Source organism: Caldovatus aquaticus (assembly GCF_019458025.1).
Lineage (GTDB): Bacteria > Pseudomonadota > Alphaproteobacteria > Acetobacterales > Acetobacteraceae > Caldovatus > Caldovatus aquaticus.
The window spans coordinates 1-18,177 of record NZ_JAHZUY010000023.1 but is presented as its reverse complement, the minus strand read 5'-3'; the positions used below and the strand labels follow the sequence as shown (position 1 = coordinate 18,177).

General features: G+C 77.5%; 21 protein-coding genes. 8 read left to right on the top strand and 13 right to left on the bottom strand.

Annotated features, from left to right (window positions below):
• Positions 1-134: 134 nt before the first annotated feature.
• The 4 genes from K1J50_RS10115 to K1J50_RS10100 all read left to right on the top strand — a co-directional run bounded on the left by K1J50_RS10115 (position 135) and on the right by K1J50_RS10100 (position 5,062).
• On the top strand, positions 135-1,691 hold the full coding sequence (locus tag K1J50_RS10115) for a winged helix-turn-helix domain-containing protein (RefSeq protein WP_220117596.1): 1,557 nt from the start codon (positions 135-137) through the stop codon (positions 1,689-1,691).
• A 35-nt stretch (positions 1,692-1,726) separates the two neighbouring features.
• Positions 1,727-2,638, top strand: coding sequence for a phosphatase PAP2 family protein (locus tag K1J50_RS10110; protein ID WP_220117595.1), 912 nt, complete (start codon positions 1,727-1,729; stop codon positions 2,636-2,638).
• The gene (locus K1J50_RS10105; RefSeq protein WP_220117594.1) at positions 2,635-3,543 is read left to right on the top strand and encodes a G1 family glutamic endopeptidase; all 909 of its coding nucleotides are present in this window, start codon (positions 2,635-2,637) and stop codon (positions 3,541-3,543) included. Before K1J50_RS10110 ends, K1J50_RS10105 begins: the two co-directional genes overlap by 4 nt.
• 103 nt (positions 3,544-3,646) lie before the next feature.
• On the top strand, positions 3,647-5,062 hold the full coding sequence (locus K1J50_RS10100; protein WP_220117593.1) for an alpha/beta hydrolase family protein: 1,416 nt from the start codon (positions 3,647-3,649) through the stop codon (positions 5,060-5,062).
• Between the two features lie 70 nt (positions 5,063-5,132).
• Here the strand turns inward: K1J50_RS10100 and K1J50_RS10095 are convergent, their stop codons facing one another.
• From K1J50_RS10095 to K1J50_RS10065, 7 genes are all read right to left on the bottom strand, one after another.
• Positions 5,133-5,534, bottom strand: coding sequence for a hypothetical protein (locus tag K1J50_RS10095; protein ID WP_220117592.1), 402 nt, complete (start codon positions 5,532-5,534; stop codon positions 5,133-5,135).
• A gap of 441 nt (positions 5,535-5,975) precedes the next feature.
• Entirely contained in the window at positions 5,976-7,094 is a 1,119-nt protein-coding gene (locus tag K1J50_RS10090) for an EscU/YscU/HrcU family type III secretion system export apparatus switch protein (protein WP_220117591.1), read from the bottom strand.
• A gap of 15 nt (positions 7,095-7,109) precedes the next feature.
• Positions 7,110-7,886 (bottom strand): flagellar biosynthetic protein FliR, encoded by a 777-nt coding sequence (locus tag K1J50_RS10085; RefSeq protein ID WP_220117590.1) that lies wholly within the window; start codon positions 7,884-7,886, stop codon positions 7,110-7,112.
• Between the two features lie 23 nt (positions 7,887-7,909).
• On the bottom strand, positions 7,910-8,179 hold the full coding sequence (locus K1J50_RS10080) for a flagellar biosynthetic protein FliQ (RefSeq protein ID WP_220117589.1): 270 nt from the start codon (positions 8,177-8,179) through the stop codon (positions 7,910-7,912).
• A 99-nt stretch (positions 8,180-8,278) separates the two neighbouring features.
• Complete coding sequence (locus K1J50_RS10075; RefSeq protein ID WP_220117588.1) at positions 8,279-8,638, bottom strand: flagellar hook-basal body complex protein FliE; 360 nt, start codon at positions 8,636-8,638, stop codon at positions 8,279-8,281.
• Positions 8,638-9,045, bottom strand: a complete 408-nt coding sequence (gene flgC, locus K1J50_RS10070; protein ID WP_220117587.1) for a flagellar basal body rod protein FlgC — start codon at positions 9,043-9,045, stop codon at positions 8,638-8,640. Before flgC ends, K1J50_RS10075 begins: the two co-directional genes overlap by 1 nt.
• Before the next feature lie 32 nt (positions 9,046-9,077).
• On the bottom strand, positions 9,078-9,482 hold the full coding sequence (locus K1J50_RS10065) for a flagellar basal body rod protein FlgB (protein WP_220117586.1): 405 nt from the start codon (positions 9,480-9,482) through the stop codon (positions 9,078-9,080).
• A gap of 96 nt (positions 9,483-9,578) precedes the next feature.
• On the opposite strand from K1J50_RS10065, the gene K1J50_RS10060 reads away from it, so the two are divergent.
• The 4 genes from K1J50_RS10060 to K1J50_RS10045 are packed head-to-tail and all read left to right on the top strand — an operon-like array spanning position 9,579 to position 11,445.
• Complete coding sequence (locus K1J50_RS10060) at positions 9,579-9,872, top strand: hypothetical protein (RefSeq protein WP_220117585.1); 294 nt, start codon at positions 9,579-9,581, stop codon at positions 9,870-9,872.
• A gap of 21 nt (positions 9,873-9,893) precedes the next feature.
• Entirely contained in the window at positions 9,894-10,184 is a 291-nt protein-coding gene (locus tag K1J50_RS10055; protein ID WP_220117584.1) for a flagellar biosynthetic protein FliO, read from the top strand.
• Positions 10,181-10,942, top strand: a complete 762-nt coding sequence (gene fliP, locus K1J50_RS10050; protein WP_220117583.1) for a flagellar type III secretion system pore protein FliP — start codon at positions 10,181-10,183, stop codon at positions 10,940-10,942. The genes K1J50_RS10055 and fliP overlap by 4 nt, the downstream gene beginning before the upstream one ends.
• 47 nt (positions 10,943-10,989) lie before the next feature.
• A complete protein-coding gene (locus K1J50_RS10045; RefSeq protein ID WP_255575158.1) occupies positions 10,990-11,445 on the top strand; it encodes an NUDIX hydrolase in 456 nt (151 codons plus the stop codon).
• A 16-nt stretch (positions 11,446-11,461) separates the two neighbouring features.
• Here the strand turns inward: K1J50_RS10045 and speE are convergent, their stop codons facing one another.
• The 6 genes from speE to K1J50_RS10015 all read right to left on the bottom strand — a co-directional run.
• On the bottom strand, positions 11,462-12,331 hold the full coding sequence (gene speE / locus K1J50_RS10040; protein ID WP_220117581.1) for a polyamine aminopropyltransferase: 870 nt from the start codon (positions 12,329-12,331) through the stop codon (positions 11,462-11,464).
• A 79-nt stretch (positions 12,332-12,410) separates the two neighbouring features.
• Entirely contained in the window at positions 12,411-12,881 is a 471-nt protein-coding gene (speD, locus tag K1J50_RS10035; RefSeq protein WP_220117580.1) for an adenosylmethionine decarboxylase, read from the bottom strand.
• 156 nt (positions 12,882-13,037) lie between these two features.
• On the bottom strand, positions 13,038-15,335 hold the full coding sequence (locus K1J50_RS10030; protein ID WP_220117579.1) for a hypothetical protein: 2,298 nt from the start codon (positions 15,333-15,335) through the stop codon (positions 13,038-13,040).
• A gap of 1,046 nt (positions 15,336-16,381) precedes the next feature.
• A complete protein-coding gene (locus K1J50_RS10025) occupies positions 16,382-17,044 on the bottom strand; it encodes a protein phosphatase CheZ (protein WP_220117578.1) in 663 nt (220 codons plus the stop codon).
• Positions 17,037-17,417 carry a chemotaxis response regulator CheY gene (locus K1J50_RS10020; protein WP_220117577.1) on the bottom strand — a complete coding sequence of 127 codons (381 nt, stop codon included), beginning with the start codon at positions 17,415-17,417 and terminating at the stop codon, positions 17,037-17,039. The genes K1J50_RS10025 and K1J50_RS10020 overlap by 8 nt, the downstream gene beginning before the upstream one ends.
• A gap of 153 nt (positions 17,418-17,570) precedes the next feature.
• The coding region (locus tag K1J50_RS10015) for a MotE family protein (protein ID WP_220117576.1) at positions 17,571-18,177 on the bottom strand (607 nt) is incomplete at its 5' end.

Here is an 18,177-nt window from a genome sequence, read left to right as displayed (position 1 = left end):
TGGCGACGGACGCGCCCGCAGCTGCGGCATGACGGGACCCCGGTCCTGGATTAGGGTTCCGCTTCGAGCGCACCGCCGGAGGTGACGCGATGATTCCTTCGGAACGCGCCGCTCAGCCGCGGGCCCCGCCGTCCGTGTACCGCTTCGCCGCCTTCGCCCTGGACACCGAACGGGGCACCCTGATGGATGCGGCGGGAAGAGAGGCCACGCTGCGGCCGAAATCCGCGGAGGTCCTGCGCTTCCTTGCCGAGAACGCCGGGCGCGTGGTCTCGCGGGAGGCGCTGATGTCCGCGGTCTGGCCGAACGTGTTCGTCACCGACGACAGCATCACCCAGTGCATCACCGAGATCAGGCGGGCCCTGGGGCCGGAGGCGACGCGGCTGCTGCGCACCTTCCCGCGGCGGGGCTACCTGCTGGACGTCGCGGTGACGCGACGGGACGCCCGCGGGCCGGATGCCGAGGCCGGCAGGCGCGCGCCCGCGGGCACGGCGTTCGGCGACGACCGGCCCTCGGTCGCGGTGCTGCCGTTCCGGGTCCTGCACGGCGACCCGCAGCAGAGCTGGTTCGCCGAGGGCATCATCGAGGGCATCATCCACGTGCTCTCGGGCATCGGGAACCTGTTCGTCATCGCGCAGGCCTCCGCCGCCGCCTATGCCGGCACCGGCCCCGATCCGCGCCGGGTGGCGGACGAGCTCGGGGTCCGCTACGTCCTGCGCGGCACGGTGCAGCGCTCCGGCGAGCGGCTGCGCATCACCGCGCAGCTGGTGGACGCGCTGGACGGCAGGGTGCTGCGCGCCGAGAAGCGCGACGGCGCGACCGCCGACCTGTTCGAGATGCAGGACCGCATCGCGGCGCAGGTCATCGCGACGATCGCGCCGACGGTGCACGAGCACGAGCTCCGGCGGGCGATGCGCAAGCCGCCCAGCAGCCTGACGGCGTACGACCTGGTGCTGCAGGCGCTCGACCTGATGCCGCGGCTCGACTCCGGCCTCTACGACCGGGCGGGGAGCCTGCTGCGCCAGGCGATCGCCCTCGACCCCGGCTTCGCGCCGGCGCGGTCCTACGCGGCGCTGTGGCACCTGATCCGCATCGCGCAGGGCTGGACCCCGGATCCGGCCGGCGATTCCGCCGCCGCCGCGCGCGACGCCGCCGCGGCGCTCGAGCGCGAGCACAACAACGCCACGGCGCTCGCGATCCAGGGCCACATGCTGTCCTACACGCGCCGGGAGTTCGCGGCCGCCGCGCGGATCCTCGAGCGGGCGACCGAGGCGGGCCCGAGCAACCCGACGGCCTGGGCCTTCCGCAGCGCGACCACCGGCTATCTCGGCGACGGCCCGCGCGCGGTCGAGCAGGCCGAGCACGCGATCCGGCTCTCGCCGATAGACCCCTTCGTCTATCTCAGCGAGCACCTCCTGTCGCAGGCTCACTACATCGCCGGCAACTACGCCGAGGCGGTGCGCTGGGGGCGCTGGGTGGCGCAGAAGAATGCGCGCCACGCCGCCAACCTGCGCACCCTGACGGCCTCCCTCGTCGCCAGCGGCGAGGCCGAGGAGGCGCGCGCGGTCGCGCGCCAGCTCCTCGCCCTCAATCCCGGCTTCCGTCTGGCCCGCTTCGCGGCCCGCACGCCGCTCGCCGGCCGCGCGCTGGAGCACTTCCTGGCACGCCTGCGCGCGGCGGGCCTTCCGGACTGAAGGCGCAGCGCGGCCGAGGGCAAAGGGAGGAAACGATGGTCGGCAACGTCGGGAACGTGGGCAACGTCGGGAACATCGGCAATGTCGGCGCCGGGCCGGGCCACGCGGCGCTGCCCGACCGCATTGACCTGCCCTTCGTGGCGGAGACGGTGGCCGGGACCGCCGCCCCGGTCGCGGGAATCCTCGTCCCCGAGGCGCAATGGGGCAGCCGCGACTGGGGCGCCGAATGGTGGGCCTGGCTCGCGCTCCTCGAATTCGCCGGCACCGGCTGGCAGCGGCGGATCGCACGGCTGGAGCCGGCCATGCCGGCGCCCGGGTCCGCGGCGGAGAAGAAGGAACTCGACGACCTCGTCGCGATGGCCCAGGACGAGCGCGCCGACGCGCTCGGCGAGATCCTCGCCCAGAACGCCTTCTACACCGACATCATGGCCCCGTTCGCGGCGCTCCTCAGGATCTCGCCGTCCACGCACCCGGCGAGCTTCCGGCTGCTGCACATCGCGGGGCTGCTCGGGATCCTGACCTCGATGCACTTCAAGCAGGCCTCCCGCCGTCCGCGGCCGTCCCAGGTCTGTCCGGCGCTGCTGCCGCCCCTTCCCGTTCCCGGCCACCCGGCCTACCCGAGCGGGCACGCGACCCAGGCCATGCTGATGGCGCTCTGCCTGGAGGAGGCGATGAAGGCGCCTCCGGTCCGCCCCGAAGGCGCGGAACGGCCGCCGCGCGGAGCCGAGACGGCGCGCTCGCGCCGGATGGGGCCGCTCCTCGCGACGCTGGCGATGCGCATCGCCCGCAACCGCGAGATCGCCGGCCTGCATTTCCCGAGCGACAGCGCGGCGGGCCGGGACCTGGCCCGGCAGGTCTTCGCCCTCCTGAACCCCGACCCGCCGCCGGCGCAGCCGACGCTGTTCCTCGCGACGCTCGAGAAGGCGCAGCAGGAGTGGGCGTCGTGAGCGGCGCCTGGCGCCCGCCCGCCGCCGATGCTCGCGCGCGGCTCGCGCCGCCGCCGGACGAGCCGCCGCCGCTCGATGAGGCGCTGCATCCCGTCCTGGCCCGGGTCTGGCGCGAGATCCTGTCCTGCGGCACGCCGCAGACGCCCGGGATCGCGGCGGTGCTGGACGCCGAGGCCGGCGGATACCTCCCGGGCGGCACCTGTCTCGAATCCAGCCGCAACTGGAGCGGCGCGCGGGCGGTCCCGGTCGGCGGGCAGCGTTTCCGCTTCGTCGCGGGCGGCTGGCAGGCGCCGCGGCTCGCGCCGGCCGCGGCGCCGGACGCGGCGGGGCTCGACCACCGCTGCTCGGTGTGGATCGGCTTCGGCGGGCACCGGCTGTGGAGCCGCGCGCTGCCGCAGCTCGGCACGCTCCACATCGCGGGCGCCCCGGACCGCCACCTGCCCTTCGTCCAGTGGTGGATCAGGGGCAATCCGCGCTCCGGCGCGCTCATCCTCGACCGGCCGCGGATCGGACCGGGCGAGCGCGTCCTCTGCTTCCTCTGGCTCCGCTCGCCGTGGCAGGCGGCGATCTGGCTGGCGAACGCCAACGCGCGCACGCCGCCCGTCGCCGCCTGCCTCCGCTCTCCGGACGACGGGGTCCCGGCGGCCGGCGCATCCGCCCAGTGGATCGTCGAGCGGCCGCGCGACCCGAGGACGAAGGCGCTGCATCCGCTGGCCGACTTCGGCACCGTCGTGTTCGGCGACGCGGCCGCCGGCGCGACCGGCGTCCCGGAACGTCCGGCCGGCGCGGACCGCCTGCATCGCATGATCGCCGCGACGGGCCTGCCCCGGCGGAGCCGCTGCATCGCCGCCCCGCGGCGGCGCACCGGCCCGCGCGGCCCTCTCGTCGAGGTCACGTTCCGCTGAGCCGGCACGGCCGGCGCGCCGGGCCTCCGGTGCGGCGGGCGGTGCGGTTCCTGCTGACGGCCGGTCGCCGAAGGTGCAAAGTCGCCCGCGAGGACGGTGCCTCATGACCGATGGCCGCGTGCGGCGGCGCGCGCTGCGCCTGTTGCCGATGCTGCCGCTCCTGGCGATCGGCGCGGGCTGCGCCGGCGCGCCCGGCGGCACCCAGCCGCCGCCGGGCTTCACCGCGGACACCTTCGGCCTTGCCGGCCTGCTCAGCGGCGCCAGGGCGACCGAGGCGGGCTGCCGGGCGCTGCCCGACGGCCTCTGGGTCGGCACGGCGGACGGGCGCCGCAGCGAATGCATCCGCTACCACGCGGCGGGCCTCGACGGGCCGCCGCCGCGACCGGCGACGGCGCTGGTCTGGATCCCGGGCGACCCGACCGGCGCCACCTACCGCATGGCGGGTGGAAGGCCGCGGCTCGAGAGCGCCAGCATGCTCTACGAGCTGACGGCCGAGCTGCGGTGGAGCGGGGCGGAGATGCTCAGCGCCGTCATGGGCGGGCTGCCCGTGGTCCTGCTCGCCCGGCCGGGCATGCACGGCTCCTCGGGCGACCAGGCCCAGGACCGCCACTCGCACGACGAGGTGGAGCTCCTCGACGCGGCGCTGACCGAACTGCGGCGGCGCCATCCCTGGATCCGCGACTTCGCGGCCGTGGGCTTCTCCTCCGGCGGGACCGTGCTGGCCAACCTGCTGACGCGGCGGGCCGACATCCGCTGCGCGGTGCTCGCCTCGGCGCCGCTCGACCTCGGCGAGTACTACCGCACGGCCGGCGGCGGCGGCGGCGGCGGGGTGGCCGCCCTGGACAGCCTCGCCATGCGGGACGACCTCGCCGATCCCATGCGCGCCCTTGCGGGGGGCAGGAAGCTCCCTGCCGATGCGACCGTCTTCGTCATGGGCGACCACCACGACCGGAGGGTTCCGGCGGCCGCCTGGGAGCATTGGGCCGAGGCCGCGCGGCGCGCCGGCCTGCAGGTGCTGATCGCGGAGATCCCCGGTCACGACCGGCCGGACCTCGGCGGCCCGGTCGAGACCCGGCACCACACCTCGGGCCGCGCCCTGGAGGTCGGCTATGCCTGCGCGTCGGGAATGGCGCCCGCGGACGTGCAGCGCGCCCTCGTCACGGGCGAGCCGCTCCTGCTGCCGCGCGGCCGGCGCCTGGACGGCGCGGAAATCCGCGACGCCTTCGCGGGCCAGACGCTGCACGGCACCGCATGGCAGCCGCGGGCGCTCGTGCTGACCGTCTGGATGCCGGACGGCCGGCTGTACCAGGCGAGCCCGCGCCGCCCCGGCCGGCGGATCGCCGAGCTGCGCTGGTGGGTGGAGGGGGACCGGCTCTGCACCTCGCGCCACGGCTGCGGGGAGGTGCGCGCGGACGGGGCGCTCCTGCACGTCGTGGCCGGCGATCCGCCGCGGCTCGCCGCGACCTACCTTGCGGTCGCCGGACCGCGGCCCGCCGCCGACACCGCGCCCCGGCCCTGACGCGAGAGGGCCGGCGCCTGCCGGGGCAGGGCCGGCCCTGGGCCGCGTCGCGGTCGCGGCGGGCGGCGCGTCAGCGCGCCGGCGTGGCGTAGGGCGAGGTGTAGACGACCTGCATCTCGTCGCCGCCGCCGGTCACCCAGGCCTCACGGCCAAGGCGCACCGTCTCCGGCCGGAGGTAGACGACCTCCGGGCCGTCCCCGGCGCCGCCGGTCAGGTGCGCGACGCGCCCCGGCTGCGCCAGCTCGGCACCGGCGCCGGCGCCGGTGGCGCTGTACAGGATCACCATCTCGTCGCCGCCGCCGTGGATCGTCGCCACGCCGCCGCCGACGATATTCCCGGCGGCGCCGCGCTCCGGGCCGCGGAAGCCGGCCTCGGGGGCCTGCGCCCGCGCCGTGGCGAGCGTCGCCGCCGCGATGCCGAAGGCGAGTGCGGCGATGCCGGAGATACGGATCGTCTGCGCCTGTCCGAACATGGGGCTCTCCTTCCGTCCTTCGGTGCGCCTGCGCCTGCCGCGCCGGCGCCCTGTTTCCCCCCAGGCGCGATCGCCGCTGCTCCCTGGCCGCGATCCCCCGGGATGAGGCCGCACACCGCGGAGCGGACGGCACGTCGTGCCGTGCGAGGGGATCGCACCGATCGGACGGGCCGCGGCCGGAGCAGATCGCCTCGATGCCGCTCGGCGTGCGGTGCTTGGGACGATGCGCCCGGCTCGGGGGGAAAGTCCCGAAAGGCGTCCGAAACTGCGCCGAAAGCCAGGGGCATCGCGCACGGGCGGCGGGAGCGAGAGCAGCGCGCCGGGGCCGCCGGGCGCGGGCACCGGCGGCTGCGCCGCCGGCCCGCCGCCGCGCCGCGGCCCCCCGCGCCGCCCGGGCATCGCGCCTTGTCTCCGCCGCGGCGCGCTGGGCCGGGCCCGTCCTCAACGCGTGCCGCCGTGCGCTCTCTCTGTCTCCGCCTCTCCCGCCGGGCGCGGTGCGGTCCGCGCACTCCGACGCCAGACGAAGGCGATGATCTCCGCCACCGCCTGGTAGTATGCGACGGGGATCTCGGCCTCCAGTTCCAGCCCGTAGAGCGCGCGCGCGAGCGGCGGGTTGGACACCACCGGCACGCCGTGGCGCTCCGCCTCGGCGCGGATGCGCGCGGCCAGCGTGTCCACGCCCTTCGCCACCACGCGCGGCGCCGCGCTCGAGCCGCGCTCGTAGGCGAGCGCGACCGCGTAGTGCGTCGGGTTGGTCACCACCACCGCCGCGGTGCGGACCGCCGCCAGCATGCGCCGCCGCGACCGCGCCTGGCGGATCTGGCGCAGCTTCGCCTTCACCTGCGGGTCGCCTTCGCTCTCGCGCAGCTCCTCGCGCAGCTCCTGGCGGCTCATGCGCAGGTGCCGCAGGTGGCGCCAGCGCGCGAGCAGCAGGTCGAGCGCGGCGATCAGCGCGAAGGCGGCAAGCCCGGCGGCGACCAGGCGCGCTCCGGCCGCGGCCATGGCGCCGGCCAGGCCGGCCGGCGACAGGTGCAGCGCCGCAGCGACTTGCGCGAGGTCATGCGGCGCCGCCGACCACAGCGCCGCCCCCACGGCGCCGAGCTTCAGCGCGGTGCGCACCCATTCGGTCGCCGCCTCCGCCCCGACCAGGCGCCGCAGCCCGGCGCGCGGGCTGATCCGCGCGAGCTGCGGCCGCAGCAGGCGCGGCGCGACCAGCCCGCGCGTCTGCAGCAGCGTTGCCACCGCCGCGCCGAGCGCGGCCCCGCCCGCCCCCGCCGCGATCGCCAGCGCGCCGGTCCGCGCGATCTCCGCCGCCGCTTCCTGCCAGGCCAGCGCGTGCCCGGCTTTCGCGAACACGCCGCGCATCGCGCGGAGTGCCTCGGCGCCGAGCGGCGGCAGCGCCACGGCCGCGACGACCAGCCCGCCCGCCAGCGTGCCGAGCGCCACGGCCTCGCGCGACAGCGCGACCTGGCCCTCCTCGCGCGCCCGCTCGATGCGGCGCGGCGTCGCCGGTTCGGTCCGGTCCTCGGCGCCCTGTTCCCGCGCGTCGTCCCCGGCCATGGCCGGCGCCCGTCCTCAGCCGCGCCCGGCGAGCGCCGCGAAGGCCGCGGCCGCCGCCTCGGCGAAGGCGTCCATCATCGCCGGGAAGAGCAGCGCGAACAGCGCGAGGCCGAGCAGAAGCTGCCCCGGCGTGGCGACGAAGAAGATCTGCACCTGCGGCGCAAGCCGTGCGAGCAGCGCGAGCGCCAGGTGGAACAGCACGGCGGCCAGCACGAAGGGAGCGGCGAGACGCAGCGCCAGCGCCAGGCTGTCGCTCGCCGCCTGCGCGGCGAGCTCCGCCGCCTCGCCGGCCGGCCAGGGGGCGCCGGGCGGCAGCACCGCGTAGCTCTCGGCAAGCGCGCGCAGCGGCAGCGCGTAGAGCCCCGAGCCGAGCACCAGCACCGCCCCCGCCAGCAGGAGCAGCCGCGCCGGCGCCGTGCCCTGCGCCCCGAACTGGGGATCGGGCGCCAGCACCGTCGCCAGCCCCAGGAGCAGCGCCACCGCCTGCCCGGCCATGCCGAGCGCGAGCGCCACCAGCCGCGCCAGCCCGCCGAGGAACAGCCCGGCCAGGGCCTCGAGCGCCAGCAGCCGCAGCGTCTCCGCCGGGGCCTCGGGCGCCGGCGGCAGCGCGGGCGCGAGTCCCGGCAGCAGCAGCGGCACCAGCGCCAGGCCGAGCGCGAGGCGCGGCATCGCGGGGACCTCCTGCTCGCCGAGCCCGGGCAGCAGCATCGCTGCCGCCCCGATGCGGGCGAAGACCAGCACGGCCTGGAAGGCGAGCGTCGCCAGCGGCGCGCCGCCGGACAGGCCCGCCATCGCCGTCTCCGCCCCGGGCGGCATCAGCGCAACCCCGTCGCGACCGCCGCCTCGAACAGCCGCTCGGCGTAGCTTCGCAGCGCCTCCGCCATCGGCGGTCCGAGCAGCAGCAGCGCCGCGCCCAGCGCGGCGAGCTTCGGCAGGAAGGCCAGCGTCGCCTCGTTGATCTGCGTGAGCGCCTGCAGCAGCGCCACGCCGAGCCCGATGGCCAGCATCGCGAGCAGCAGGGGACCGCCGAGCTGGACGGTCAACCACAGCGCATCGCGCGCCGCGAGCACGACCGGGTCGTTCATCGGCGGAGAGGCGCCGTCATGCAGGCGCCGCGCCCGCGCCGCCACCCGCGCCCCGCAACCGCATCGCCGGGCCGCATCCTGCGGGCCATGCCGGTGCCGTCAGATCGGCATGCGCATCACGTCCTGGTAGGCGGCAACCACGCGGTCGCGCACCGCGACGGCGGTCTGGAGCGCGAGTTCCGCGCTGGAGACCGCCAGCACCACGTCGGTGACGCTGCCCTGCCCGAGCAGCGCCCGCGTGGCGGCGACATCCGCCGACCGGCCGAGCTCCACCGCGCCCTCCACGGCGCGGCGCAGCGCCGCGCCGAAACCTCCCTCCGCCTGGCCGGCGGCGGTCGCCGTGCCGGCCCCGCCCGGCGCCGCCGCGGCGGCGCCCCCGGCGGCACGATAGGCCGCCGCGGCGACGGCACCGGCCGCGCCGGCCAGCAGCGGAGCGGCGGCGAGCAGCGGCGCCGCCATCAGCGCAGCGCCTCGATCGCGCGCGCGAGCATGCCGCGCGTCGTCTCGAGCACGGCGAGGTTCGCCATGTAGCTGCGCTGCGCCTCGCGCATGTCCATCATCTCCACCAGGCTGTCCACGTTGGGCTCCTTGACGTATCCGCGCGCGTCGGCGGCCGGGTGCCCGGGATCGTAGCGTTCGGGGAACGCCCCGGGCTGGGCGCCGATGCGCGCCACCCGCACCGTCGCCGCCCCGAGCGCGCGATCGAGCCGGTTGGCGAAGACCACCGTCTTGCGCCGGTAGGGGTCCGCCCCCGGCGTCTGCCCGGTGCTCTCGCGGTTGGCGAGGTTCTCCGCCACCACCCGCAGCCGCACCGACTGCGCCTGCATGCCCGCCGCCGAGATCCGCAGCGCCCGCTCGAGGTCCATCCGAGCCTCCCTCCCCTCTCGCCCGCCCGCGCCTAGCCCGGACGCCCGAGCGCGGCGCGGAACATCGCCAGGTAGCGGCGGTGCAGCCCCATCGCGAGCGCATGCGCCGCGTCCGTGTCCGCGACCCGCAGCGCCTGCTCGTCGAGCGCCACGGCGTTGCCGTTCGGCGCGCGCTCCGCCGCGTTCCGGTCCTCGACCGCGCGCCAGGCGCCGGCGCCCTCCCGCGCCGGCCGCAGATGCCCCGGCTGCGTCACGGCGAACGCCGCCGGCGCGGCGCCGCTCCGCGCCAGGATCTCCGCGAAGGGCCGCAGGTCGCGCGGCCGGTAGCCGGGCGTGTCGGCGTTCGCGATGTTCTGCGCCAGCACTTCCTGGCGCCGGTCGAGCCACCGCAGGCGGTATTCCGCCAGCGCGATCGGGCCGCTGCGTGTCGGGTCCATGCGCCGAGCCTGCCACCGCACGGCGAAGAATGGGTTAAACGGCGACGCGGGGCGGGCGCAGGACTTCAGTAACCGCAGCCGTGCATCCCTTCGGCCATGCATCCGCCGCCATCCGCCCCGAACGCCGCCCCGAACGCCGCCGCCGCGAATGCCGCGATCGAGTCCCTGGCCGCCACCCTTGCGGTGGCGGATGCGCTGGTCGCAGCGGGCCGTGCCGTGGATCTCGCGGGCCTCGACGCCGAGGCCGAGGCGCTCTGCGCGGCGGTGCTCGGCCTCGACCGGCACGTCGCGCGCGGGCTGCGCCCCGCGCTCGAGCGGCTCGCCCGCCAGGTGGACCGGTTGCGCGCGGGACTCGCCGCGCCGGCCGCCGCGGCGCACGCCGCGCCCTGATCCCGGTCCGGCCGCCGCCGCATGCCGACGGGATTCGCCGCCGATCCGGCCAGCCTGGCGGGCGCGCTCGCCGCCCTCGCCGCCGTGCTCGCGCTCATCGCGCTGCTCGCCTGGGCGGCGCGGCGCTCCGGCCTCGGCGCCGGGGCGCGCGCGGGGCGCCGCCTCGTCCTGGTCGAGGTGCTGGCGCTCGATCCGCGCCGCCGCCTGCTCCTCGTGCGCTGCGACGGGCGGGAGGCGCTGCTCCTCACCGGCGGCGGCCAGGACGCGCTGCTCGGCTGGCTTCCCGCGCGCGAGGAGGCGCCGCGGCCATGAGGCGCCGCGCCGCGCCGCACGCGGCGGCCGGCCTCCTGGCCGCCGCGCTCCTTCTGCTCGCGCCGCGCGCCGGCGCGCTCGCGCAGAGCGTCAGCATCGACCTCGGCGCCGCCGGCGAGCCGGGGGCGACGGCGCGCCTGGTGCAGCTCGTCGCGCTGATCGGGATGCTCTCCCTCGCGCCCTCGCTGCTGGTGATGGCGACCGCCTTCGCGCGCATCGTCATCGTGCTGTCGCTGCTGCGCAGCGCCATCGGCGCGCAGGGCATCCCGCCCAACCCGGTGCTGATCGGCCTCGCGCTGTTCCTGACGCTGTTCGTCATGCAGCCCGTGCTCGAGGCGAGCTGGACCCAGGGCCTCGCCCCGCTCGCCGAGGGCCGGATCGGCGAGATCGCCGGCCTCGAGGCCGCAGCCGAGCCGTTCCGCCGCTTCATGGCGGCCCAGGCGCGCGAGCAGGACCTGGCGCTGTTCCTCGACCTCGCCGGCCTGCCCGCGCCGGCCGCCGCCGACCAGACCCCCTGGCGCGCCCTGGTGCCGGCCTTCCTCGTCGGCGAGCTGCGGCGCGCCTTCGAGATCGGCTTCCTGCTGTTCCTGCCGTTCCTCGTCATCGACATGGTGGTGGCGAGCGTCCTGATGTCGCTCGGCATGATGATGCTGCCGCCCTCGGTCGTGTCGCTGCCGTTCAAGCTGATCTTCTTCGTCCTCGTGGACGGCTGGCGGCTGGTGGCCGGAAGCCTGGTGCAGGGCTTCGCCGCGAGCTGAGCGCGCCATCCTGGACTCCCGCCGCGCCCGCGCCCCATCCTGCGCGCATGGGCCGGCAGGCCGGGCGGAGAACGAGCTGCGGGGTGGTGGTGACCGACGGCGCGCGGGTCCTGCTCGGCCGTCCGCCGCAGTCGCGGCTCTGGGACATCCCGAAGGGCCTCGCGGCCCCGGGCGAGACCCTCGCCCAGGCCGCCGCGCGCGAGCTCGAGGAGGAGACCGGCCTGCGGGTGCCGCCGGAGGCGCTGGCACCCCTCGGCGTCCACGCCTACCGGCCGGGCAAGGACCTCGCCCTGTTCCTCTGGCGGCCGCCGGCGATGCCCGATCCGGCGACGCTGCGCTGCCGCTCCACGGTCCGCCTGCCCGGCGGCAGGCGCATCCCGGAGATCGCCGCCTTCGCCGTCGTGCCGTGGGAGGAGGCGCTCGCCCGGGTCGGCAGGAACCTGGCCCGCGTGCTGACGGAGGCGCGGCAGAGCCCCGCCTGGCCCTTCCCGGACCCCGCCTGAACCGCCCGCCGCCGGCTCAGCGCCGCGGCAGGTGTTCGGCGATGTAGGGCGGCAGATGGAAGGCGGCGACGTGCACTTCCGGCGTCCAGTAGCGCGTGGTGCCGAGAATTCCGGCCGTCGCCGCCCGCCGCCGGATCTCTTCCGCCCCGAGCCGGCGCATCGCCGGGTCCTTGGCCGCCCAGCCCAGGGTCATGAACCCGCCGACATAGGTCGGGACCGCCGCCACATAGGCCCAGACGTCGGGGAAGGCCTTCGCCCGCCGCGCCGAGCTGTCGTGCAGCTCCTGCGCCTGCATGAAAGGCACGCCGCACTGGTTCACGATCAGCCCGCGCGCGCTCAGCAGGCGGGCGCTGTTGGCGTAGAACTCCTCGGTGAACAGCACCTCGCCCACGCCGATCGGGTCGGTGCTGTCCACGATCACCGCGTCGAAGCTCGCCGCCGGGGCCTGGCGGACGTAGTCGATCCCGTCGCCGATGATCACCTCGGCCCGCGGATCGTTCCAGGCGTCGCCGGCGATTCCCGGCATGTGCTCCCTGGCAAGGCGGATCACCTCGCTGTCGATCTCGACCATCACCGCGCGCTCGACGCCCCGGTGCTGCAGCACCCGGCGCAGCACGCCGCCGTCGCCGGCGCCGATGATCAGCACCCGCTTCGCCTCGCCATGCGCGAGCAGCGGCACATGGGTCAGCATCTCCTGGTAGATGAACTCGTCCGCCTCGGTGATCTGCACCACGCCGTCGAGCAGCATGACGCGGCCGTGGCTCTCGCTCTCGAACACCATGATGTCCTGGAAGGGCGAGCGCACCCGGGCAAGCTCGCGCCTGATCCGGAAGCGCTGGCCCCAGCCGGGGTAGAGCGTCTCGTTCACCCATGCGTCGGTCGCCATCGGACCCTCCTCCGAGGACGGACAGGAAAAGGGCCGGACCGACCGGCCCGGCCCCGTGATCGCCGCGGCGGGCCGGGGTTCAGCCGACCAGGCCGCGCTTGTGCTCGGCGAGCTGCACGCGCTCCGGCGCGAAGCCCCGCTTCAGCACGGGGATCGCCCGATAGGGGTCGCACTCGCCGCACATGAAGAGGTCGAGCGCGGCGTAGTCCCGCTCGGGCCAGGTGTGGATGGAGATGTGGCTCTCCGCCAGCACCAGCACCCCGCTCACCCCGCCGTTGGGCGAGAAGTGGTGGAAGTGCCCGTGCAGGATGGTGGCGCCGCTCACCTCCGCCGCCTCGCGCAGCACGCGGTCGATGTGGTCCGGGTCGGCCAGGTTGGTCGCGCCCCAGAGATCCACGATCAGGTGCGTCCCGGCGTAGCGCACGCCGTTGCGGAAAACGAAGTAGTCCTTCGCCTTCCCGGTCACGCTCTCCGAGCGCGTCTCAGTCTCGCAAGTCCGGGCTTCGCTCGGGAGCTCCGAGACCATCCCCGGTTGGACGAGAGCTTCCATCGTCGGGCTCCTTCCAGCCAGCAGATGACCAGGGCGATCGGGGATTCGATCAGGTCAACGGCGCGCGCATATGGGGCAAGCGGCCCCCCATCGCAAGGGAAAATTTCCCCCCTCGGCCGGAATTTCCGCCGGGCCGCCCCGCGTCGGACGCGGGACTCATCGCGTGACGGGCGCGCCTGTCCGCAATGCCTCCAGCCGTGACGGCAGCGCGCGGATCAGCTCCAGCTCCCGTTGCAGGCGCGGCAGGTCGGCGAGGCCGCGCGGCGGATCGGCCGTGAGCATGGCGAAGGTCTCGGCCAGCGGGCCGTCGCGCATGCGCGCGCCGTAGTCGGCCCGCAGGGCGGCCAGCCGCGCCTCGTCGCCGGCCAGCGCCGCGAACGCCGCCAGCCGCGCCAGGGCGCGCCGGTGCTCCGGCGCGAGCGGGGCGGGCGATGCCGGCAGCGTGGCCGCGAGATGGGCCGCCAGGGCCGCGGCCGCCCCCGGCCAGTCCTCGGCCTCGGCCAGCAGCTCGGCGAGCGGCGCCGCCCCCGCCGCGCCGAGGCCCCGCAGCAGGGCGGCCGCGGCGTCGCGGTCGCCGCGGCGGGCCAGGGCGCGGGCGCGCAGCACCTCCCGCTCGGTCGCCAGCGGCGCGGGCAGCGGTTCCGCCGCCGTCTCCTCGAGCGCCGCCAGCGCGCCGGCGGCATCGCCCTCCCGCAGGCGCAGCGCCGCCAGCCGCGTCCCGAGCGCCGCCCGCGCCGCCGGCGTCGCGCTCCCTGCCGCCGCCTCATGCAGCAGGCCGGCGGCCCGCTCGGTCAGATCGAGCGCCACCAGCCGGTCGGCCAGCAGCGTCACCGCCGCCACGCCCTCCTCGCCCGCCTCCGGCAGCAGGTCGCGCCGCGCATCCGCCAGCGCCACCGCGGCGAGGGGCGGCACCTTGGCCATCGCCTCCAGCAGCGCCTCCCGCAGCAGCGGCCGCAACGCGGCGGCGTCGGCGGGGCTCTGCGCCTCGACCTCCTGCAGCAGGACGAAGGCGCCCTCGGCGTCCCCGGCCTGGCGCTTGAGGGCGGCGAGGCGCATCCGCGCCTCGCGCTCCAGCGCGTCGCCGCGCCAGGCGTAGAGCGCGGCCTCCAGCGCCGCCGCCGCGCCGGCGGCGTCGAGCGCGCCGGTGGCAAGGCGGAGCTCCACCGCACGCCGGATCGCGCGCGCCCGGGCCAGGCGATCGCGCCCGCGGGCGACCGCGTCGTAGCCGGCGAGCGCCTCCTCCACCCGTCCCTCCGCCTCGGCGAGCCGGGCCCGCGCCAGGGCGAGGCCGGGCGCCGCCTCGTCCCCTTCCAGCAGGCGCCGCGCCAGGGCGAGCGCCGGCGCGCCGCCCGCCTCGATCAGGGCCTCGGCGGCCGGCGCCAGCAGCCTGGCGCGCAGCGCCTCCGGATAGGTCAGGAGCAGCGGCGCCGTGGCGGCGAGCGCCGGCGCCGCCTCGGCCGCGCCGTCCCGGGCGGCGGCGAGGAGGCCGCGCCAGAGCAGCGTCTCGTCGGTTTCCGGCAGGCGATGGTCCTCGAGGGCCGGCGCCGCCTCGGCGATCCGGCCGGCGAGCAGGGCCGCCGCGCCATGCGCCAGCAGCAGCCGGGGATCGTCCCTGGCCTGTGGCGCCTCCTGGAAGGCGAGGGACGCCATCGCCTGCGCTTCCGGCGCCAAGCCGAGGGCGAGCAGCGTCTCGGTCGCCTCGCGCCGCAGCGGCGCGCGGGCGAGCGGCGGGGCCGCCGCGATCGCCCCCCGCAGGTCGCGCAGGCGCGCCGCCAGCGTCGGCCCGCCGGCCGGGCGCAGGTCGAGCACGCGGCTCATGGCCGCCGCCTCGGCCGCCAGCGGCGGGGTGCGCCAGGCCTCGCCGAGGATCAGCGCCGCGCCGCCCGCCGCCGAGAGCGTGAAGCGGTCCGGGCCGGCGCGCAGCACCAGCGCGTCCGAACGCGCCAGCACCACCGCGCCGAGCGCGCTCGGCAGCAGGTCGAACTGGGCGCCGCGCCGGGCAAGCAGCAGGGCCTGTCCCCCTTCCCGCACCGTGCCGACCAGCAGGGGCGCGCCGGTTGCGGGATCGGCCAGGACGACGGCCCGGCCCGGCCGGGCGGCGCGGATGACGAGGCGCGGCGGCTCGGGCTCCGCCTCCGGCACGAGGACGCGCAGGCCCGGGAGCCCCTCCGGCCGTGCCTCGACCAGCCAGCCGCCGCGGTCCGGCGCGGGGCGCGGCACCAGCCGGGCAGGGGCCGCGAGCCGCAGGCGCAGCACGGTGGCGTCGCCGCTGGTCCAGGCCTCGGCGGCGCCGAACAGCGGATCGCCGGCGAGCGCGCCCAGATCGAGCGGCGCGGCGGCATCGAAGACCACGATGGCGGCATCGCCGCGGCGGAAGGCGGCGGCGCCGACCTCGGGGCCAAAGGGCAGCAGGAGCGCGCGTCCCGGGGCCTCCGGCGCGGGGACGAGACGCACCGGGCGCGGAGGGGGTGCGGAAGGCGCCCGAGCGGAACCCGGGACAGGGGTGGCCGCGGCCGGCGGCGCGGCGTCCGGCGCGCGCGCGGCCGCCGGCGCGGCGGGGCCGCCGGCTTCCGCGGACGCGACGCCGCCGCCCGGTCCCGCCGGGGCGTCGGCCGCTCCGGACGGAGACGGCGCGGACGGCGCCGCGACGGACGCGAGCGGCCCCCGCGGCGGCGGCGCCTCGACCGGATCGCCCGCCGGCGCCGCCGCCCCGTCCACCGCCTTGCCCGCCGAGGGGGCAGGAAGAGGCTCGGCCCCATGCGGCCCCGGGCGCCCGTCCGGCGCGGCCGCCGCGGGAGCGGACGCGCCGCGGACGGAGGACGCAGCGGGGGCCGCACCCCCGGCCCGGGCGGCCGGCCGCGTCGCGTCCCCGCTGATGGCGCCCGCCGCCCCCTCGTGCCGCGGCCGATCCGCCGCCCCGCGTGTCGGCGCCGGGCCCGGGGGTTCGCGCCCCCGCTCCGGCGACCGCGCCCGCTGCGCCGCACGCGCCGGCGACGCCCTCGGGCCCTCTCCCGCCCCCCCGTCCCGCGACGCGCCTTCCGCCGCCTGCGGCCGCTGCCCCGGCGCCGGGGGCGCATCGGCCAGGTCCAGCACCACCCGGCCGTCGGCGAGGCGGAAGTGCCGCGGCTGCACGCCGGGGCGCAGGAGGATGTCCGCGCCGTCCCCGGTCGCGGCGAGGCCCGCGACATGGCGCGGCAGCCGCGACGCCGCCGGAAGGTCGAGCACCAGCCCCCCTGGCGCGTGGAAGCGCAGCGCGATCCGCTGCTCGTCCAGGCGCTCGACGCGGTACGCCAGGGCGGAGGGGCTGTCGAAGACGATCCGCCCGAAGCCCGGGTGGTTCCCCACGCGCACGCCGATCCGCAGCGGCGCGGCCCGGTCCGGCCCCGCCGCCGGCACGGCCTCGAGCGCCTGCGCCGGCGCCGCCGCCAGGGCCAGGACCAGGACGATGCGGGCGGCCCGCCCGGCCCCGAGGGGGCCAGGGCGCGGAAGGGCGCCGCGCATCAGTCGAAACTCGCCAGCAGGCGGTCGATCTCGTCCTGGCTGACGCCCGCGCCGGGCAGTTGCGGCCCCTGCGCCAGCGCCTGGCCCTCGGTCGGCGGCGGCCGCGCGCCTGCCGCCGCCTCCGCCGGCGATGCCGCGGCGCCGCCCGCGTCCGCCGCCGGAGCCACGCGCGCGACGGTGCCGACCACGGCGGCGACGCGCGCCTCGATCGCCTTCAGCGCCGCGACCACCTTGGCGATGCGCTGGCCGGTGATGTCCTGGAAGCTGCACGCCTCGTAGATGCGGGTGATCGCGCCGCGCAGCGCCGCCTGGCCCTCGCCGCCGAGCTGCGGCTCCAGCCGCTCCAGCGTCTCGCAGCAGTCGAGGATCTCGTTGGTCGCGGCCGCGGTGTGCTCGACCACGGCGTCGAGCTCGTCCGTCGCGCTCGGGATGTGGCTCGCGGTGATGTCCTCGACGCCGAGCGCGGCGATCTCCGCCTTGACGCGCCGGACGGTGCGGCCGAGCGCCTCGAGCTCCGCCAGCAGCGCGGCCTCCTTCGCCGTCAGGTCGCCCTCGAGGCTTCCGAGCACGGCGCGCACCGCCGCCTCGATCGCCTCGGCGGAGGGCGGCGGGGGCGGCGCGGCGGCCGCGGACGCGCCGCGGCCGCGGAGGCCGTCAGGCATGGGCCAGCACCTTCTCGATCTTCTCGCGCAGCGTCTCGGCGTTGAACGGCTTGACGATGTAGTTGGAGACGCCCGCCTGCTTCGCCGCGATCACGTTCTCCGTCTTGCTCTCGGCGGTGACCATGATGAAGGGCGTGGCCTTCAGCCTCGGGTCCGCCCGCACCTCCTTCAGCAGGTCGAGGCCGGTCATCGGCTGCATGTTCCAGTCGCTGATCACCAGCCCGAAATTGCCGGCGCGCAGCTTGGCCAGCGCCTCCCGCCCGTCGGTCGCCTCCTCGACGTTCTCGAATTCGAGCTGCTTGAGGAGGTTGCGGATGATCCGCAGCATCGTGCGGTAGTCGTCCACGATCAGCACGTTGATGGACTTGTCCATGATCCCTGCCGCGTCCCCTTCCATGCTCGCGGCGCACCGCCGCGTCCCCGCCGGCGCCGGGCGGCGCCCCGTCCGTCGCGGGCGCCGCCGTCGGCCGGGCACCCCGGCCCCGCCGCGCCGCGCCCCGCCTCCTGCGCAGCCAGACGCATCGCCTCAGCCCCCGTCCGGCTCGCGGACCGGCGGGCGGGCGCGTTCGCCGCGCAGGCGCGCGAGCTCCGCGGTCGCCTCCCGCGCCCGCTCCGGCCGCATGGCGCCGATCACCGGCGCCGCCTTCGCCTCGCGCATGCGATCCAGGATCTGCACCAGCACCGGCATCTCGAGCTCGTCGAAGATCGCCGCCGCCTCGCGCGGGCGCATGCTCTCGTAGACCCGCACCAGCCCGCGCCAGCCGCTCTCCTCGCGCTCGGCGCGCGCCTGCTCGAGCGCCTCGAGCCGCTGCTGCAGGCGCGCGAGCTCCTCGATCCGCGCGGCGAGCCGGCGCTCCGCCGCGGCGAGCACGATCTCCCGCGTCGCGAGCGCCTGCTCCCGCGCCTCGAGCGCGGCACGCCGTTCCCGCAACTGCCCGAGCAGCGCGCGCTCCGCGGCGGCGGCCTGCGTCTCCGCCGCCGGCGCCGCGGCCGCAGGGGCGACGGCCGGCGCGCCCGCGGCCGGCTGCGCCGCAGCCGCCTGCACCAGCGCGGCCGGCGCCGGGCGGGCTACCGCCGCCGGCCGGGAGGGCGGTGCGGGCCCGCCCGGCCGGGCAGCGGGCACCCCGCCCTGC

Bases quoted from the DNA above. Each gene is read 5' to 3' on its own strand.
- flgC (WP_220117587.1), bottom strand. From the start codon at position 9,045: ATGGACCTCGAGCGGGCGCTGCGGATCTCGGCGGCGGGCATGCAGGCG.
- fliP (WP_220117583.1), top strand. From the start codon at position 10,181: ATGAGGCGCCGCGCCGCGCCGCACGCGGCGGCCGGCCTCCTGGCCGCC.
- speD (WP_220117580.1), bottom strand. From the start codon at position 12,881: ATGGAAGCTCTCGTCCAACCGGGGATGGTCTCGGAGCTCCCGAGCGAA.
- speE (WP_220117581.1), bottom strand. From the start codon at position 12,331: ATGGCGACCGACGCATGGGTGAACGAGACGCTCTACCCCGGCTGGGGC.
- K1J50_RS10075 (WP_220117588.1), bottom strand. From the start codon at position 8,638: ATGGCGGCGCCGCTGCTCGCCGCCGCTCCGCTGCTGGCCGGCGCGGCC.
- K1J50_RS10090 (WP_220117591.1), bottom strand. From the start codon at position 7,094: ATGGCCGGGGACGACGCGCGGGAACAGGGCGCCGAGGACCGGACCGAA.
- K1J50_RS10045 (WP_255575158.1), top strand. From the start codon at position 10,990: ATGGGCCGGCAGGCCGGGCGGAGAACGAGCTGCGGGGTGGTGGTGACC.
- K1J50_RS10025 (WP_220117578.1), bottom strand. From the start codon at position 17,044: ATGCCTGACGGCCTCCGCGGCCGCGGCGCGTCCGCGGCCGCCGCGCCG.
- K1J50_RS10110 (WP_220117595.1), top strand. From the start codon at position 1,727: ATGGTCGGCAACGTCGGGAACGTGGGCAACGTCGGGAACATCGGCAAT.
- K1J50_RS10055 (WP_220117584.1), top strand. From the start codon at position 9,894: ATGCCGACGGGATTCGCCGCCGATCCGGCCAGCCTGGCGGGCGCGCTC.
- K1J50_RS10065 (WP_220117586.1), bottom strand. From the start codon at position 9,482: ATGGACCCGACACGCAGCGGCCCGATCGCGCTGGCGGAATACCGCCTG.
- K1J50_RS10060 (WP_220117585.1), top strand. From the start codon at position 9,579: ATGCATCCGCCGCCATCCGCCCCGAACGCCGCCCCGAACGCCGCCGCC.
- K1J50_RS10020 (WP_220117577.1), bottom strand. From the start codon at position 17,417: ATGGACAAGTCCATCAACGTGCTGATCGTGGACGACTACCGCACGATG.
- K1J50_RS10095 (WP_220117592.1), bottom strand. From the start codon at position 5,534: ATGTTCGGACAGGCGCAGACGATCCGTATCTCCGGCATCGCCGCACTC.
- K1J50_RS10080 (WP_220117589.1), bottom strand. From the start codon at position 8,179: ATGAACGACCCGGTCGTGCTCGCGGCGCGCGATGCGCTGTGGTTGACC.
- K1J50_RS10100 (WP_220117593.1), top strand. From the start codon at position 3,647: ATGACCGATGGCCGCGTGCGGCGGCGCGCGCTGCGCCTGTTGCCGATG.
- K1J50_RS10085 (WP_220117590.1), bottom strand. From the start codon at position 7,886: ATGGCGGGCCTGTCCGGCGGCGCGCCGCTGGCGACGCTCGCCTTCCAG.